Here is a 16,874-nt window from a genome sequence, read left to right on the forward strand (position 1 = left end):
CAGTCACTCTTCAAGACTTGAATCTTTTTTGCCTTTCGGCTGTTGATAGTGTCTTGCGAGTGCCCACACAGATTGTCTGATTATGTTGTTAAAGAGCGGTTGCAACCGAACCTTTCGTTCCGTGTTGCGAGGCTGCGTATCTTACGCTTTTCGCCTCCGGAGTCAAGCGTTTATTTTCGCTTTCGTTCCGCTGTCCTCGGCGGCGTGTCTCAGCTCAGCGTCGGTCAGTGGTGGCGCATTATAGGGAGTTTTTCGGCCCTGACAATAGTTTTTTTGCATTTTATTTTCGTTCGTTTCTTTTTTCCTCAAAATGACGCAATAACCAACGAAAAGGTTACTTTTAAGCCCCTTTTTGAGGCTCTAGTTGTAAAAATGTCTGAGAAAAATGATCCACTTGAACCCAGTCGGTGTATTCAATCTCTTTTGTTGTATCAGTTTCTCCTCCGGTCATACGCATAATGAGCTGAATCATTATGCGATCAAACCAACGGTAGCGAGGATAAAGCAGTGCTCCGGCAAAAACATCGCACAAATCTGGCTGCCAAGGGCTTTTTACCAAAAACTTACGAACATACGCATTCGTCTCAGGCGTTCTTTTTTCTGGTTTTCTTGCTGTTAAATTGACACTAAAGAAAGCTGTCGTTAGTTGATTCAATTGCTTTTGATGGCGTACAACAAACTTATGTAATACCGAATTAAAGTTCCCGTAACGTATTGAAGCCCCGATCATCACCTTATTATAAGGAAGCAAATTCATATGATTGACTGTCGCAAGATCTCTCAAGTCACAATTGATACCTGCCCGGCGAATGTTTTCTGCAATACGCATGATTATTTTCTTAGTCTGTCCATCCTGTGTGGAATAGAGCAATAGGTAATTCATAAATACGCCTCTGTATCTTCGATTAATCGCGCCAGAAAGTTGGCGTAAATAAAACTAATAAAGTGAAAACTTCCAAACGCCCAAACAGCATTGTCACCACTAAAACCCATTTCGCTGTCGGGTTCATTGTAGTGAAGTTATCAGCTACCGTACCCAAGCCCGGCCCAAGATTATTCAGTGTTGCGGCAATAGCAGAGAATGCAGAAAACTCATCAACTCCTGTAGCGATCAGCAACAACATACTAATAATGAAAACCAACGCGTAAGCGGAGAAAAACCCCCAAACTGCTTCAATAATTTTTTCCGGTAATGCCCTACGCCCCAGTTTAATTGTGTATACCGCATTAGGGTGAACCAACCGCTTCAATTCGCGGGAGCCTTGCAGAAACAACAACAAGATGCGGATGACTTTCAAACCACCACCAGTCGATCCGGCACATCCGCCGACAAATGCAGAGCACAGTAACAGAAATGGCAAAAACAGCGGCCACTTAGCAAAACTATCTGTCGTAAACCCTGCTGTAGTTGCCATCGACACGACCTGAAAGAAGGCATGATTCAGTGCATTTAATTTTGATTCATAAACGGAGTGCTGCCACAAAACCAGCATACAGATGATGACCAATGCCAGCTGAATACTGATAAACATACGAAATTCAGGATCACGCCAATAGACTTTCAGGCTTCTTCCTGAAAGCACAGCAAAGTGCAAACCAAAGTTACAGCCAGAGATCAACAGAAAAATTGCAATAATAGTATTAATCGTCGGGCTATTAAAAAAGCCTACGCTGGCATCATGGGTTGAGAACCCCCCTATCGCAATAGTAGAAAAGCTATGAGAAATGGCATCAAAAACTGACATCCCGGCTGCCCATAAGGCAACCGCACAGGCAATGGTTAACAAAACATAAATCAGCCAGAGCGTCTTTGCCGTCTCAGCAATACGAGGACGCATTTTATTATCTTTCAGTGGCCCCGGCATTTCAGCCCGATAAAGCTGCATTCCCCCTACTCCCAGCAAAGGCAGGATCGCAACCGCCAGTACGATTATTCCCATTCCTCCCAGCCATTGCAGCATTTGCCGGTAAAAGAGAATGGCTTTAGGAAGAGAATCAAGCCCAACGAGTGTCGTTGCCCCTGTCGTCGTCAATCCTGAGAAAGATTCAAAAAAAGCATCAGTAATAGAAAGATTAGGTTTTTCTGAAAAAATAAAAGGTAAAGCACCGACACTACCCAGTACAGTCCAGAATAGTACAACGATCAAGAAACCTTCCTTAGGTTTCAGTTCATATTTTTGTTCCCGATTAGGTACCCAAAGTACCAGACCAATCAGAAGTGCAAAGATGAATGTCTGACTGAAAGCTCTGCCGGCACCATCTCGGTAAATCAATGCCACCAACCCCGGAATAATCATTGTGACAGAGAAAATAATGACAAGTAGCCCGACAATACGGGTTATGGTGCGAAAATGCATTCAGCAGGTTCCTTCGAAATCCGGTATGACAAAATAATTATTCTTTTGATGTTAAAAATAGTGAACCGCGACTTAAGTCACGTAATTTATTACCTATTTCATCTGCAAGAGTAGCAGGTAATGAGACTTGCAATGTAACATTTTCCGTATATTCACTGGCAAGTACTTGCCCTGAAAATTGCTGTAATAACTGTTCTACCATTGAGATTTGTGCATACTCACATTGTATCTGGTACTGTTTCTGTGGAACTTTATACTCTGTTTCCAATAGCTTAAGCGCCTGCTGAACGCCATTACCGTAGGCTTTCACTAACCCGCCAGTACCCAGTTTAATCCCCCCAAAATAACGGACGGATATTGCGGTGATCTCCCCTAAACCACTTCCTATCAATTGTGCAATCATCGGTTTACCCGCGGTTCCGGTAGGCTCTCCATCATCTGAAAACCCTAACTGCTGAGAATCATCAGGAGCGCCAGCAACAAAAGCCCAGCAGTGATGCCGAGCATCTGGGTATTGCTGTTTGATACGTTGAATAAACGATTTTGCTTCATCAACCCCGCTGGTATGCTCCAGCAGGGTAATAAAACGGCTTTTCTTTATTTCTTCAGTAAAGCTGACTGAAGCCGCTGGAATTAAATAAGGCTTCATTACGGCAACTGTAAGTCTCTGGTCATATTTTCAATTTTTCCATCATGGATAACGATATTATCTTCAATACGAATACCACCATATGGCTTAAGTGCCTCGATCTTTTTCCAGTCGAAGTGTTTGCTATATTCGCTGACACGCCACGGCGCCAATAAGGTTTCAATAAAATAAATCCCCGGCTCAATGGTCAAAACCATTCTTGGCTCCAGAACACGTGTACAACGCAAATAAGGATACATTTCCGGCGCAGCCAAATGAGTTCCGGTATCATCCTGCATAAATCCGGCGGAATCATGTACCTGCAAGCCAAGCGGGTGACCAAGCCCGTGAGGGAAAAACGGCGCTGTCAGCCCTTTTTCAACCATAGCCTCTTCACTAATCCCATTAATGATATCGTGCTTTTTCAGCAACCTGGCTATGCGATAGTGCATATTGATATGATAATCGGTGTACCGAGTTCCTGCTTTGATCGTGGTTATAATTGCCTGCTGTTCGTCATTCAGCCCTTTAATCAGAGAAGCAAACTCACTATTTGATTTCGCTGCATAAGTTCTGGTGATATCCGCCGCATAGCCATTATATTCTGCACCCGCATCAATCAAAAAACTGCGGATTTCAGCGGGTACAGTTTGCTGCAACTTTGTGTAGTGCAAAACAGCAGCATTTTCATTCAGAGCGATAATATTGTCATAAGGAACATCAGTATCGCGGTGGCCTGTTGCGATCAGATAGAACATATTGATTTCGAACTCGCTGACACCTGACAAAAACGCATCATGTGCCGCCATATGGCCATTCACTGCTGTCTTCTGCGCTTCACGCATACAGGCCAGTTCATAATCTGTCTTATAGGAACGATGGAAGCTTAAATAATCTAAAACGGCTTTGGGGTTAAGATTATGCTCGGAGATCCCCAGCGATTTAGCACGTTCAACTTGTTCGCCGATGTAGGCCGTATGTTGTTTTGAAAAGCCATTCAGTGCTGTGTTGATATCTTCGGCACTGGCCAGATGGAACATTTCCACTTCTTCCGTCCAGTATCCGTGAGGAAGTGGTTCCACACTGTGCCAATAATCCACTGGGGAATAAAACCATAATTTGGGTTTATTGACACCATCGATCCACAACCAGCAATTCGGTACTTTGGTTACAGGAACCCATGCCTTGAAATGTGCATTTGCCTTAAACGGGTAATGGCTATCATCGAGAAATACTCGTAATAACTCACCAGAGTGAATAAGCAGGGCGTCAAGCTGACTGCGTGCTAATATTTCTTTAGTGCGCTTTTGCAAAATCTTAATATGTTCTTGATACAGAGGTGCCAACTTTTCCATTTTATGAACCTTTGGGTTATCTGGCCGGAATTTGAATTTTACCACAATACATTATTTTTCGTGTCATCACTGAAAATCAACTTAATAAGAATTAACTGATAATATTTATATTTTTCAAAGCAATAATAAAAAATAGCACTTCCCATCATAAATCTTACCTGTGATCCGCCCTACAAAAAATTAATCATTGGTTTGCATTCACTTAACACACTAATCACAATCAACTGTATCTGGTCATACCAGATGGTATGCACTCATTGAGGAGAATGACATGCTCTACCTAAGTGAAACTATTCAAGTAAACTGGCTGAAAGATGGCATTGCAGAACTGATCTTCAATGCGTCAGCCGCAATTAATAAACTGGATACCAAGACTGTTGCATCACTGGATCAGGCAATTGCAACCCTTGAACAACAATCTGAATTAAAAGGGCTATTAATCCGTTCTGAAAAACAGGCCTTTATCGTCGGTGCGGATATCACAGAATTTTTATCCTTATTCAGCGCTCCGGCAGAAAAACTGCATGAATTACTGAATCTCGCTAATAACATTTTCAACCGAATTGAAGACCTCGCTGTTCCTACAGTCTCCGCAATCAATGGGTATGCGCTTGGTGGTGGTTGCGAGTTGGTACTTGCCACTGATTTTCGCGTAGCATCCCCCGATCTTCGAATCGGTTTACCAGAAACTAAACTAGGTATCATGCCGGGTTTTGGTGGCTCAGTGCGTATGCCACGCTTGATCGGAACTGATAATGCCCTTGAAATTATTACAGCCGGCAAAGATATCGGTGCTGAAGAAGCGTTGAAAAATGGCTTGGTTGATGCCGTTGTGCCTACAGAAAAGTTGGTTGACTCTGCTGTTTCTATTCTGGAACAGGCTATTAAGGGTGATTTAGACTGGAAAGCCGCCCGTCAACCTAAACTAGTACCGCTTAGCCTTAATGCGATTGAACGCACCATGAGCTTCACTGTGGCAAAAGGCATGGTAATGAAAGTAGCAGGGCCTCATTATCCGGCTCCTATTACTGCGGTAAAAACCATTGAAAAAGCAGCGACTCTGAATCGCGATGAAGCATTAAAACTGGAAAGTGATAGCTTCGTTATGCTGGCGCATACTTCAGTTGCCCGTGCTTTGGTCGGGATCTTCCTGAATGATCAGTATGTAAAAGGTCTGGCAAAAAAACATCTGAAAGAAGTTTCAACACCTCAACAGGCCGCTGTTCTGGGTGCGGGTATTATGGGTGGCGGCATCGCTTACCAATCAGCACGTAAAGGTGTGCCGGTTCTGATGAAAGATATTAATCAGAAAGCGCTGGATCTCGGCATGAACGAAGCGGCTAAATTACTGAACAAACAGTTTGAGCGTGGGCGTCTGGATGCAATGAAGATGGCTAAAATTTTGTCATCAATCCAACCAACACTGAATTATGCCGGTATTGAGCAATCTCAGGTTGTCGTCGAAGCCGTTGTTGAAAACCCGAAAATTAAAGCGGCAGTTCTGGCAGAAACTGAATCTCATATTAATGATGACTGTATTCTGGCATCCAACACTTCCACTATTCCCATCACTGAATTAGCCAAGTCACTGAAGCGACCAGAAAACTTCTGTGGTATGCACTTCTTTAACCCGGTTCACCGCATGCCGCTGGTTGAAGTCATTCGTGGAGAAAAAACATCAGAAAAAACAATTTCTGCTGTTGTTGCCTATGCCAGCAAAATGGGCAAAACCCCGATTGTTGTGAATGATTGCCCGGGCTTTTTCGTAAACCGTGTTCTATTCCCATATCTGGCCGGCTTTGGCATGTTATTGCGAGATGGTGGTGATTTCCGTCAAATCGACAAAATCATGGAAAAAGAATTTGGCTGGCCGATGGGTCCTGCTTACCTTATTGATGTGGTTGGGATTGATACTGCCCATCACGCACAGAGCGTTATGGCACAAGGTTTTCCTGAGCGTATGAGCCGCGATTATCGGGATGCCATTGATGTCTTATTTGAAAACCAGCGTTACGGCCAGAAAAATGGTGTTGGTTTCTATAAATACACTCAGGATAGAAAAGGTAAACCGAAAAAAGAGCAGGACGAAACCACCGATCAGTTACTGGCAGGTGTAAGTCAGCCTAAACAGACTTTCTCTGGCGAAGATATCATTGCACGTACCATGATCCCAATGATTAACGAAGTTGTTCGCTGTCTGGAAGAGGGTGTTATTGCCAGCCCGGCAGAAGCAGACATGGCGCTGGTTTATGGTTTAGGTTTCCCTCCATTCCACGGTGGCGTTTTCCGTTATCTGGATACAATGGGAACAGCAGCCTATGTGAAACTGGCTGAAAGCTATGCCCATTTAGGTGCACTTTATCAGGTTCCAGCCGGCCTGAAAGCGAAAGCTGAGAGCAATGAAAGTTACTATCCTGCGGCAGCAAAACTTGCTTTTAATTCAGGTGAAACAGCGTGAGGTCTGAAAACATGGAAAACGTAGTCATTATTGATGGTATCCGTACCCCAATGGGGCGCTCAAAAGGTGGAGTATTCCGTCAGACCCGTGCCGAAGATCTCTCAGCACATTTGATGAAGTCACTCCTTAAACGTAATCCTTCAGTACAACCTGAGCAGATCGATGATATCTCTTGGGGATGTGTACAACAAACACTGGAACAAGGATTTAATATTGCCCGTAATGCAGCTTTGCTGGCAGGGCTTCCTCATTCAGTACCCGCGGTTACCGTTAACCGTCTGTGTGGTTCTTCGATGCAGTCATTGCATGATGCTACCCGCATGATCATGACGGGAGATGCCAATATTGCCATGATTGGTGGTGTTGAACACATGGGCCACGTGCCGATGACTCATGGTGTCGATTTCCACCCTAAATTAAGCCGTAATGTAGCAAAAGCTGCCGGTGTAATGGGCCTGACCGCTGAAATGCTGGCAAAAATGCATGGTATCAGCCGTGAAATGCAGGATGAATTTGCTATGCGTTCACATCAGCGCGCTGCACAGGCGACAGAATCAAAAGCCTTTGCCAGTGAGATTGCCCCTCTTCACGGGCACGATGCTGACGGAAACATTCAGCTTGTTAATTTTGATGAGGTTATCCGCCCGGATACTAACCTGAAAGATTTAGCTGGTCTGCGCCCTGTCTTTGACCCAGTCACGGGTAGTGTAACCGCCGGTAACTCTTCAGCACTTTCAGACGGTGCATCAGCAATGCTGGTTATGAGTGAAAGTAAAGCACGTGAACTGGGATTGAAGCCTCGCGCCCGTATCCGCTCAATGGCAGTTGTTGGCTGTGATCCTTCCATCATGGGCTATGGCCCTGTTCCTGCAACACAGTTGGCATTGAAAAAAGCCGGCCTGGCTCTTTCGGATATTGACCTGTTTGAATTAAACGAAGCGTTTGCTGCCCAGTCTCTGGCATGTATGAAGGGCCTGAATCTGCTGGATAGTATGGATGACAAAATTAACCTGAATGGCGGTGCTATTGCACTTGGTCATCCATTGGGCTGTTCTGGTACCAGGATCACAACAACCTTGCTGAATCTGATGGAGCGTAAAGATGTCCAGTTCGGATTAGCAACCATGTGTATCGGGCTGGGTCAGGGCATTGCCACGATTATTGAAAGAGTTTAGCTATCGGAGTATCTGACGATTATTTGTGAGTATTTTCCCCTTGTCTGTCTTATCTATTGCATCACTCGAATAAGTTGTTGCCGTAGTTTCCCGCCTGTCAGGGGCGGGTTTTTTTATTATTGCTCACCAGATGGTAGGTATATACACAATGGATTTCAAGATGCGTCGCGGCGACAAGGGAGTAAATCCCCAAGAGCATAGCTAACTATGTGACTGTGATGAACAAGCGCAGCCAACAAAGAGGCAACTTGAAAGACGAAGTGTATAAATCAGATAAACTCGAACGCATCACCATACATACGCTCAAGAGAAGCATCACGCTCACTGCAAAACCGTTCACGAGCAATTTTAGCCATTTCAAAACGGCCGGCGATATAAATATCATACGGAGCTAAATTGCCAAAATCCTCCAGAACAGCACTTAATACAGTTCCCGTCCTTCCCCGCCAATTACCATCAGCCTGCTCAACCACAGGAACGACGGTTAAATTAGAGTAATGTTCACTTAAAGACTGTAATTCACCCAAATCATAGAGATGTTGCAGCTCACGCCCACCCCAATAAATTGCAATTTCGCGCTCAGGATCGTTCTCTAAGGCAGCCAGTAAAATAGAACGGGTATATGAAAATCCGGTTCCTCCTGCAATTAATAGCATCGGGTTTTTACTGTCTTCACGAAACCACGCTTGCCCGTGTGGAATATCAATATCAATAACTTTCTGATCCAGGATCCTATCCATCACCGCCATTGCATACAGGTTCAATTCAGAAGCCCCTATATGCAATTCAATCGTCTGTTTTTCTGATGGCGATGATGCCATAGAGAAGGGGCGTTTATCCCTCTCATCCATCACTACCATAAGGTATTGCCCTGCACGAAAAGAAAAAGGCGAATCAGGTAATAAACGAACCCGATAAACTGTATCTGTAATGGAGTCAACCGATGTCACTTTACAGCTTAGTGTTGTCATGCGTTCCCTCTTATCGCTTCAAAATATCTAATTGATCCCAAATTTCATCGACACGGGCCCGGATCTCATCACTCATGACAATCGGACGCCCCCATTCCCTTTGTGTCTCTCCCGGCCATTTATTGGTTGCATCTAATCCCATTTTTGAGCCAAGCCCAGAAACAGGTGATGCAAAATCGAGATAGTCAATTGGTGTATTTTCCATTAAGACAGTATCCCGTTGCGGATCCATCCGCGTTGTTATTGCCCAGATAACATCATTCCAGTCTCGGGCATTAATGTCATCATCACAGACAATCACAAATTTTGTGTACATAAATTGCCGCAGATATGACCAAACACCCATCATGACCCGTTTGGCATGCCCTGCATATTGTTTTTTCATCGTAACGACGGCAAGCCGATAAGAACAACCCTCAGGAGGTAGATAAAAATCGACAATTTCAGGAAATTGTTTTTGCAGGATCGGTACCAGCACTTCATTCAATGCAACGCCCAATACAGCCGGTTCATCCGGTGGGCGCCCTGTATAGGTAGAGTGGTAGATAGCATCACGACGCTGGGTAATGTGAGTAATGGTAAATACAGGAAACATATCTATTTCATTATAATAACCAGTATGGTCACCATATGGCCCTTCCGGTGCCATTTCATCCGGCCCAATATACCCTTCGAGGATAATCTCAGCGCTGGCAGGCACTTCCAATTCATTGGATAAACATTTCACAACTTCCGTTTTATGCCCACGCAACAATCCGGCAAAAGCATATTCAGACAGGGTATCAGGTACTGGCGTAACAGCGCCTAAAATTGTGGCAGGATCCGCACCCAGAGCGACAGAAACAGGAAAACGCTCCCCCGGATGAGCCTGACACCATTCCTGAAAATCGAGTGCCCCACCGCGATGTGATAGCCAGCGCATAATAAGCTTATTTTTACCCAAAACTTGCTGACGATAGATACCCAAATTCTGGCGTTCTTTATTTGGCCCTCTGGTTACGGTCAGGCCCCATGTAATCAAAGGAGCAGCATCTTCTGGCCAACAGTGCATCACCGGGATTCGGGTCAAATCAACGTCATCCCCTTCCCAGACCAGCTCCTGACAAGGCGCAGAACTGAGGCGCTTGGTTGGCATATTTAAAACTTGTTTGAATTTAGGCAACTTACCAACCAAATCACGAAAACCTTTTGGTGGCTCCGGCTCTTTGAGAAAAGCCAGCAACTTGCCAACATCGTGCAAAGCTTTAACATCATCCTGCCCCATCCCCATCGCAACCCGTTTAGGTGTCCCAAACAGATTACACAAAACCGGCATCGAATATCCTTTTGGATTTTCAAACAACAAGGCAGGCCCACCGGCACGAAGAGTACGATCCGCGATTTCGGTCATTTCCAGATAGGGATCAACTTCCATACTAATTCGTTTTAATTCACCAGATTGTTCCAGCAAGGAAAGAAAGTCTCTTAGATCGCGGTATTTCATATTATTCAATTATGCCGATTTTTAAGGGGGAAGGACATTATAAGCTCTCGAATGCAGGTTACAAGGTAAACCCATAACTCACTAAAAATCAATGAATTTATTGTATTCTTGTGGGTCAACTTGCTAAGACACAGAGAAACGTTGTTCAGCCTCCATTCCTGCTTACCAAATTGCATGAAAAACGTCTGATTACGTAGATAAATTTTAAGCTATTCATTTACACCAATAAAATAGTGCTATCCTCTTAATATGCGTTTTTCAAAAAATAAACTATTCTGCAATTTTATCTATAAAAATCATTTTAATTCATAATGATAAGTAAAATGAAACGATTATCTGTTTAATAATAATACACAATAGATTTCAAGACGCACCGTGGCGGCAGGAGAGTGTCAAATTCGTCGGAAACGAATTTGTTCAGTCAACAAAGAGGCAACTTGAAAGATAAGGTGTATAAGATATGGATTTTGGCCTTTAAAAACAGGTCATTTTCTTTAAACACATTTTCACTTTATATATGATTTGCTTATATCAGTTTTGTTATGCTTCATTTTATAGGTGATTCTGGTATATCGGTTTTGTTATGCTTAGTACATTGTGTAATGGAGTCGGAATATTATGGGAAATTGGTATCTTCTTTATTGTAAACGCGGGCAAATCTCTCGGGCGATAGAAAACCTGGAGAGACAGGATGTCATTTGCCTGACACCCACAGCCAAAATTGAAAAAATTATACGGGGCAAAAGAACGACCGTAACCGAACCTCTTTTTCCGAACTACCTTTTTGTGAACTTTGATCCAGAAGTGATTCATACCACCACAGTTAATTCAACGCGGGGGGTTAATCACTTTATCCGTTTCAGTACATACCCAGCGGTTGTCCCACAACAATTAATCGATGAATTAATGAATGCGACTGAACAGGAATTCACTGCACCAGAAACCCCTGTTTCCGGTGATACTGTGCTGATAACTGAAGGGATTTTTGAAGGGATTCAGGCAATTTATAACGAACCAGATGGAGAAACTCGTTCAATTCTTCTGCTGAATATTTTGAATAAAGAAGTTTCCAAGGTATTAGATAATAAACAATTTACAAAACTCTAATTCAACCTAATTATACTTAAACCGTCATTAATATCTTTTTTTTATAACAAAAGATACTCAATGACGGTTTTTTGCTGTTTAACTGTTTTTCCAACTGCTATTTGGGGTCAGTAGCCTTTCTCGGCGGCCCAAGCCTGTCTAGTTCTGCTAAGATTGCTGAAATCTGTTGTTCCCAGTCGGTTGGTTTTGAATTTTTACATAAAGTAAATATTGATGATTGGCGTTTAAAATCTACTGAACTAACTGACTCTTTTCCTTGTATCAAATATTTTGCCATAAAGGCTAATAAATACTTTTTACTTATTACATCATCTATTAGGTTAGGAATACGAGGCGCAAAAGAATAAATCCTCAATTTATTCTTTTTATCAAATCCATAAACTCTTAAGTACATAATATTATGTATATTAACAACATCCACCTGAGAATAACGTGCAACATACATTATTCCCTTGCGCCATGTATAAAACAGCTGTTTTTCTCGATCAATAACAAAAGGAGATACTTTATAAAACAAATAAAATAGCCACACATGAGTTAAAATCATTGTAACAAAAAATAGAAAAAAACCACCATCTAGTAATAAATTTTCTCGCACCCTAGATTTTTCATAAAAACCATTATCCATATAACGAATATAAAAATATTGAGACCAAGATATACTCTGTGCATCAGCAATATATGCATAAATCTTATCATCATCTGGTACTTTAGGATTCATATAAAAATTCTCCCCATACTTTTCCTTGAGAATACTAACAGTCATTAAATGAAAGTACTCATTAACCTTCCATGTATTAATAACATTATTAATAAAAAAACAAAAACCCAATAAAAAACCAATTAAAGAAAAAAGTAAAATCTTTTCACCATGATTGATGCTACCAAAGCGTATTTCACATTTTTCATCATCAATTAAATTAATAAAACCCTCTTCTTTTATTTGGCCTTTAGAATCAAGAATTCCAATGTCTTCATCCAAAAAAGGATCGCATACTGTTGATAGTCTATTAATTTTTTCATCTCTATTATTTTTATAATCCATGCCTTTCATCGCCTATTTTTCCACATCATTCACTATTTTAAAAATAATCCTTTCAAAATAATTACAGAGCGTTTTGAACGCTCTGATAGCAAGTTATGTAGACACCTTAGAATTATTTTTATTAAATCTGTTCCTTAGAAGTTTTTTCAGATACAGAAACATGAGGTGGTCCAAATCGCTCTACTTCAGCTAAAATTGCGGCAACCTGAGCTTCCCAATCTGCTGGCTTTGGCTCTTCACGTAACCAGAAAAATGATTTTCTACGTTTAAAATCAACTAAGCTAACAGCGTCTTTTCCTTGCACAAAATATTTTGAGACAAAGATAAGTAAATATTCTATATCTATATTTGTATTGAAAATATTTGGAAATTTAGGTGAGTAAAAATAATTAATAAGGTTATTATTTTTATCGTATCCACAAGTTTTTAAGCCTAAATTACCTGAGGCATTATAGACCTCTAACTGAGCATAATTGGCCACATATACCTTCCCTTTTAACCAAGTATAAAAAATCTGCCTTTCTCTATCTATGATAAAAGGAGGAATAGTACGAACCCTAAGTAAAAAACAAAAAGAAATAATAATAAAAAAGAAGTAAAGTAAGAAAAATCCACCATCTGTCATTAAAAAATATCTTGCCCGTTCTTCGTCATAAAATCCATCTTTGGAATAGCGAATATGCCAGTATTTTAAAAGTGAAATACTTTTATCATGAGCAATATACTCATACATTTTTTGATAACCCAGCACGTTAGGGTTTAAATAAAAATACTCACCATATTTTTTCTTTGCATAATCCACACTTCTAAAATAATCTTCTTCACTCGCGCTCCATACTTTTAAATAATGATGAAAAAATGTCCCCATGCCAATTAATGAACCAATAAAAAACAAATAAATAAAAAAACGCCGCATTAAATTCAAACTATTTATTAGACAACATTCTTTATCGTTAATACTCTCTAGGCATGCTATTTTTCTTGCCTTTTTATTATTTATTTTATCTAATTTTTCTTTTACAGAGTCAGGACATAACTCTGAAAATTTTTCAGTTTCAATAATATTATTTCTGATAGAATATTTTCTATTCATAAGATAATCCTTTTTATATACCAATTTTGCTACGTAGTACTTCATCATCATAGCCATAAATGGCATTTTCTATTATCGGTTCCTTACCCCATTCATAACGAAGAGGAGCGATAACATCTTTGGTTGGCATATAATACCAAAATATTTTACTGTGTGAGGCTTCAAGTGAGTCCATTTCTATTGTCAAAGTTGTTAAAGCACCTCCATCAGTTAATGTTTTATATTCTGCTTTCATTAACTCTTCAAAATTATTTTTAGCTGATTGCCGTGTACTAATGTCTGACGTAATAACATTAGGTGCAATAGGCACAAATGGTGAGCCAGCCGAAAGCGCAGAAAGGGAAGAAGGTATCACCTGATAAAAAATCTCCGATTTTCCCCATTGAAAATTGGGTAATGTGAAACTATATATCGCTTTTTTATCTTTAAACTCTTTTTTTAACGTTGGTGTCATAAAAAGATTAGCAAACTCCTGATATTCCACTTTAGACGCATTTCTGATTGCATCACTCATTTCTATTATTCTCTCGAATTGTACTTCAATTTTAGGGGGGCGTGGATTATCTCTACTCCAAAAAGCATATTTTTCCCCATTTCCCCAAAAGCAGTTTTGTAATAAGTTTTCAAACTCATCCTTACTAAATATAAGAAGATATAGAGTTCCTAGAATAGCAATAAAGACTCCTGCCCAAAAAAATACTAAAGCAGCCCCAGTCAATGTAACTGCAGCTGCGTCCACCGCAACTACTCCAGCTACAGCTCCTGTTGTGGTAGATGTAGTAGTTGCCGCCGCATACCCATATGCGAGCGTCATCAATAAGGTACCTGAACCAATCGAGATATGGGAATATCCTTCCCCCCTATTACCTAATTCAAAAGAATTGACAGCATCAGTATAAGACAGAATCGCACTACCTACCCCAGAAATACCGATACCTAACCGTGTAAAAGCGACTATGTTTGCGCTGTTCAGTAGCATCTTACTTGATGCTTTGCCGATTAATGCCCTTATAGCCGGACTACCCAATTTTGGCATTAATGTTCCAGTACTAATTATTCCCCTACTAATAAGATTAGAAGCTCCCCTTACAGCAAGAAACCCACCTAATATGGTGTTCATGAATGTACCAGCAAAATACATAGGGAGCCTGTTTGTACCAAAAGGCGAATTTTTATCGAAACGCGACTGAGCTAATAACGTATTTAGCGTATAAGCCTTCATAAACAAATCCAATCCCACTAAACCACTATCCAATAAATGACTAATATATTGGTTATTATGCTGAAAGAATTTTATTCCTGCATTGAACTTAGGCTGTTCATAATGAATAACAGGAATTTTTATTTTCTGACGACCTGTATAATTATTAATACGCTTATCCCAATCAAACACTTTCTCTAGTCCTTCTTTCTGAAAATAATGTTTAAATTTACTCGCAGACTTTTTAAAAAATCCTGATTGTTCTTTGGGTTCTATCTGTTTCAGAAACTTATAAAAATCTTTTTCTGTCAATGCGGCATATTGACCTTTCTCTATACGTATTCCCAAAATTGCCAGACACTTAGGTATCAAAATCTGTGTTATTTTTTCTATACTTTTAACATGCAAGTCTAGTGCTTTTTTATGTGTTTTTTCTGCAAGGAATACATAAAACTTCCCAAAAACTGGACCAATAGCCTCGAATAATATATCTACTCCCAATATGAGATTTTTAGCGACCAGTGTTTTATCAGCACCAGCATGACCCAATGTATTAACAATACCATTACCGATAACAGCCCATGTACTGCCTGATTCAGATGCCTGTGCTCCTCCTAATAGTTGTTCTATCCGTCTTATCCCTATTTCAGAATAAGATAACGGACCGATTAATTCAGAAAATAAAGAGCAAAACACGCTGAATTCTCTGGCATCGCTTTCAGTAATAACATCCTTTTTTTTAGTTACAGAGAAAAAATAATTAAAATAATGTGCTAATCCCCCTTTTTGATCTGAAAGATAATTTTTCTCAAAAAAAACTTTATAGAGGCTGACTATTTTTTTAAGTTTTGCTGTTGTTTCAGAAATTGGGGCATTTAATTTAGGCCACCAAGTTCTCCAGTTCTCTTGACTAATGTAATCCTTAAAATATTTTTTAATTTTTTCATCCTTGGACTTCTCCATTTGTTCAACAAATTGCCCTATAGAGATAGGATGTATATAGGTCGCTGCATAATTTATTTGCCACGCTGAAAGTAGCATATACGCCATCAAAATATCACGCTGATACCCCACAGGATCATTCAATACCACAATCTTCGCTTTGTCCTTGTAATGAGGGCAGATAAGGCTGTCTATATAACGCATTTCCATATCTGAATTCATGAAAAAACTACCATCAATCGAGATATCTCCTAAATCAGCAGATTGCAAAGCTGGATCAGATAATTGTTTTTTGTATGTCTGAAATTGTCTTTCTGGATCTTTAAAATCCTCCACTAATCCGTCGAAATGCTCTTGTTTGGCATCAATGGCATAATCTGATTGTTCACTATCTAAATCTACAAATTGCATCGCATTCCTTCGAAACACTTTGTCATTATCCATTTTCTTCAGGATAGATTTAGAGAGCTTGACTTCACTGTAAACGATACTGATTTTGGTCACATCTTTATCAATTGCCAGAAAAGGATAGCCTAAACCTGCTGTACCACTGGCTGGATGAATTTCTTCCCACGCAGAACTCCCAGCTTTTTGCTCATACTTGGTATATTTGGTGACCATCCCTCTTTTGCCTTCTAGGGTGACAATTTCAGGGCTGAATTTGAAAATTAATAGTTTTCCATCCCGTTGAGAACCTCTGGTTTTAATTGGCCCTTCTTCTTTGACATAAATCCAGCCAGCTCTTGGCATTCGGATGCTATATCCCCTCAAAACGCTTGCACTTAATGAATCATCATAAGGATCAATAAAAGCACTTATTGGTGGCGGTAATTGAGCACTTAACAATTCGTCACCAAAAAAATTCATATAAGCATATCTGACAGGATAAATCGGCCTGATATTGGCATCACACGGTCTGACAACAGTATCCATGTCCAGCTGATGTGGCATACGCGCCTGCGCCTCATCAACTATTTTTTCAAAGACCTGTTTTGCTTTTTCAGAAGCTGTCTCAACAGCTTCGCCAGTTTTCGTAAAGATAGAATCAACACTGTCCAT

At 40.6% G+C, this 16,874-nt stretch carries 12 protein-coding genes; 3 read left to right on the forward strand and 9 right to left on the reverse strand.

Annotated elements, in window-relative coordinates; all coding sequences use genetic code 11:
• Positions 1–340: 340 nt before the first annotated feature.
• From hemG to pepQ, 4 genes are read right to left on the reverse strand one after another with little or no spacing between them, the layout of a single operon-like run.
• The gene (gene hemG / locus AACX68_RS13735; protein WP_228859487.1) at positions 341–883 is read right to left on the reverse strand and encodes a menaquinone-dependent protoporphyrinogen IX dehydrogenase; all 543 of its coding nucleotides are present in this window, start codon (positions 881–883) and stop codon (positions 341–343) included.
• A gap of 22 nt (positions 884–905) precedes the next feature.
• Positions 906–2,357 carry a Trk system potassium transporter TrkH gene (gene trkH, locus AACX68_RS13740; protein WP_228859488.1) on the reverse strand — a complete coding sequence of 484 codons (1,452 nt, stop codon included), beginning with the start codon at positions 2,355–2,357 and terminating at the stop codon, positions 906–908.
• Between the two features lie 37 nt (positions 2,358–2,394).
• Positions 2,395–3,006, reverse strand: a complete 612-nt coding sequence (locus AACX68_RS13745; RefSeq protein WP_228859489.1) for an IMPACT family protein — start codon at positions 3,004–3,006, stop codon at positions 2,395–2,397.
• Complete coding sequence (gene pepQ / locus AACX68_RS13750; protein WP_228859490.1) at positions 3,006–4,340, reverse strand: Xaa-Pro dipeptidase; 1,335 nt, start codon at positions 4,338–4,340, stop codon at positions 3,006–3,008. The genes AACX68_RS13745 and pepQ overlap by 1 nt, the downstream gene beginning before the upstream one ends.
• Before the next feature lie 271 nt (positions 4,341–4,611).
• Here pepQ and fadB point away from each other — a divergent pair, with 271 nt between their 5' ends.
• Both fadB and fadA read left to right on the forward strand, forming a co-directional pair.
• Entirely contained in the window at positions 4,612–6,798 is a 2,187-nt protein-coding gene (gene fadB, locus AACX68_RS13755) for a fatty acid oxidation complex subunit alpha FadB (protein WP_228859491.1), read from the forward strand.
• Positions 6,799–6,809: 11 nt separating this feature from the next.
• Entirely contained in the window at positions 6,810–7,973 is a 1,164-nt protein-coding gene (fadA, locus tag AACX68_RS13760) for an acetyl-CoA C-acyltransferase FadA (protein ID WP_228859508.1), read from the forward strand.
• 269 nt (positions 7,974–8,242) lie between these two features.
• On the opposite strand, the gene fre is transcribed toward fadA, so the two are convergent.
• Both fre and ubiD read right to left on the reverse strand, forming a co-directional pair.
• Positions 8,243–8,944: an NAD(P)H-flavin reductase gene (gene fre / locus AACX68_RS13765; protein WP_228859492.1), complete on the reverse strand. Its 702-nt coding sequence runs from the start codon at positions 8,942–8,944 to the stop codon at positions 8,243–8,245.
• Positions 8,945–8,954: 10 nt separating this feature from the next.
• Complete coding sequence (gene ubiD / locus AACX68_RS13770; RefSeq protein ID WP_228859493.1) at positions 8,955–10,427, reverse strand: 4-hydroxy-3-polyprenylbenzoate decarboxylase; 1,473 nt, start codon at positions 10,425–10,427, stop codon at positions 8,955–8,957.
• 618 nt (positions 10,428–11,045) lie between these two features.
• Between ubiD and rfaH the strand changes: the two genes are divergently transcribed.
• The gene (gene rfaH / locus AACX68_RS13775) at positions 11,046–11,534 is read left to right on the forward strand and encodes a transcription/translation regulatory transformer protein RfaH (RefSeq protein WP_228859494.1); all 489 of its coding nucleotides are present in this window, start codon (positions 11,046–11,048) and stop codon (positions 11,532–11,534) included.
• A 97-nt stretch (positions 11,535–11,631) separates the two neighbouring features.
• Here rfaH and AACX68_RS13780 read toward each other — a convergent pair whose 3' ends face one another.
• The 3 genes from AACX68_RS13780 to AACX68_RS13790 all read right to left on the reverse strand — a co-directional run bounded on the left by AACX68_RS13780 (position 11,632) and on the right by AACX68_RS13790 (position 16,874).
• Positions 11,632–12,588 carry a hypothetical protein gene (locus tag AACX68_RS13780; protein WP_228859495.1) on the reverse strand — a complete coding sequence of 319 codons (957 nt, stop codon included), beginning with the start codon at positions 12,586–12,588 and terminating at the stop codon, positions 11,632–11,634.
• 112 nt (positions 12,589–12,700) lie between these two features.
• Positions 12,701–13,672, reverse strand: a complete 972-nt coding sequence (locus AACX68_RS13785; protein WP_228859496.1) for a hypothetical protein — start codon at positions 13,670–13,672, stop codon at positions 12,701–12,703.
• Positions 13,673–13,685: 13 nt separating this feature from the next.
• On the reverse strand, positions 13,686–16,874 hold the full coding sequence (locus AACX68_RS13790; RefSeq protein WP_228859497.1) for a toxin VasX: 3,189 nt from the start codon (positions 16,872–16,874) through the stop codon (positions 13,686–13,688).

This window comes from Xenorhabdus sp. PB61.4, from assembly GCF_963894935.1.
GTDB lineage: Bacteria > Pseudomonadota > Gammaproteobacteria > Enterobacterales > Enterobacteriaceae > Xenorhabdus > Xenorhabdus stockiae.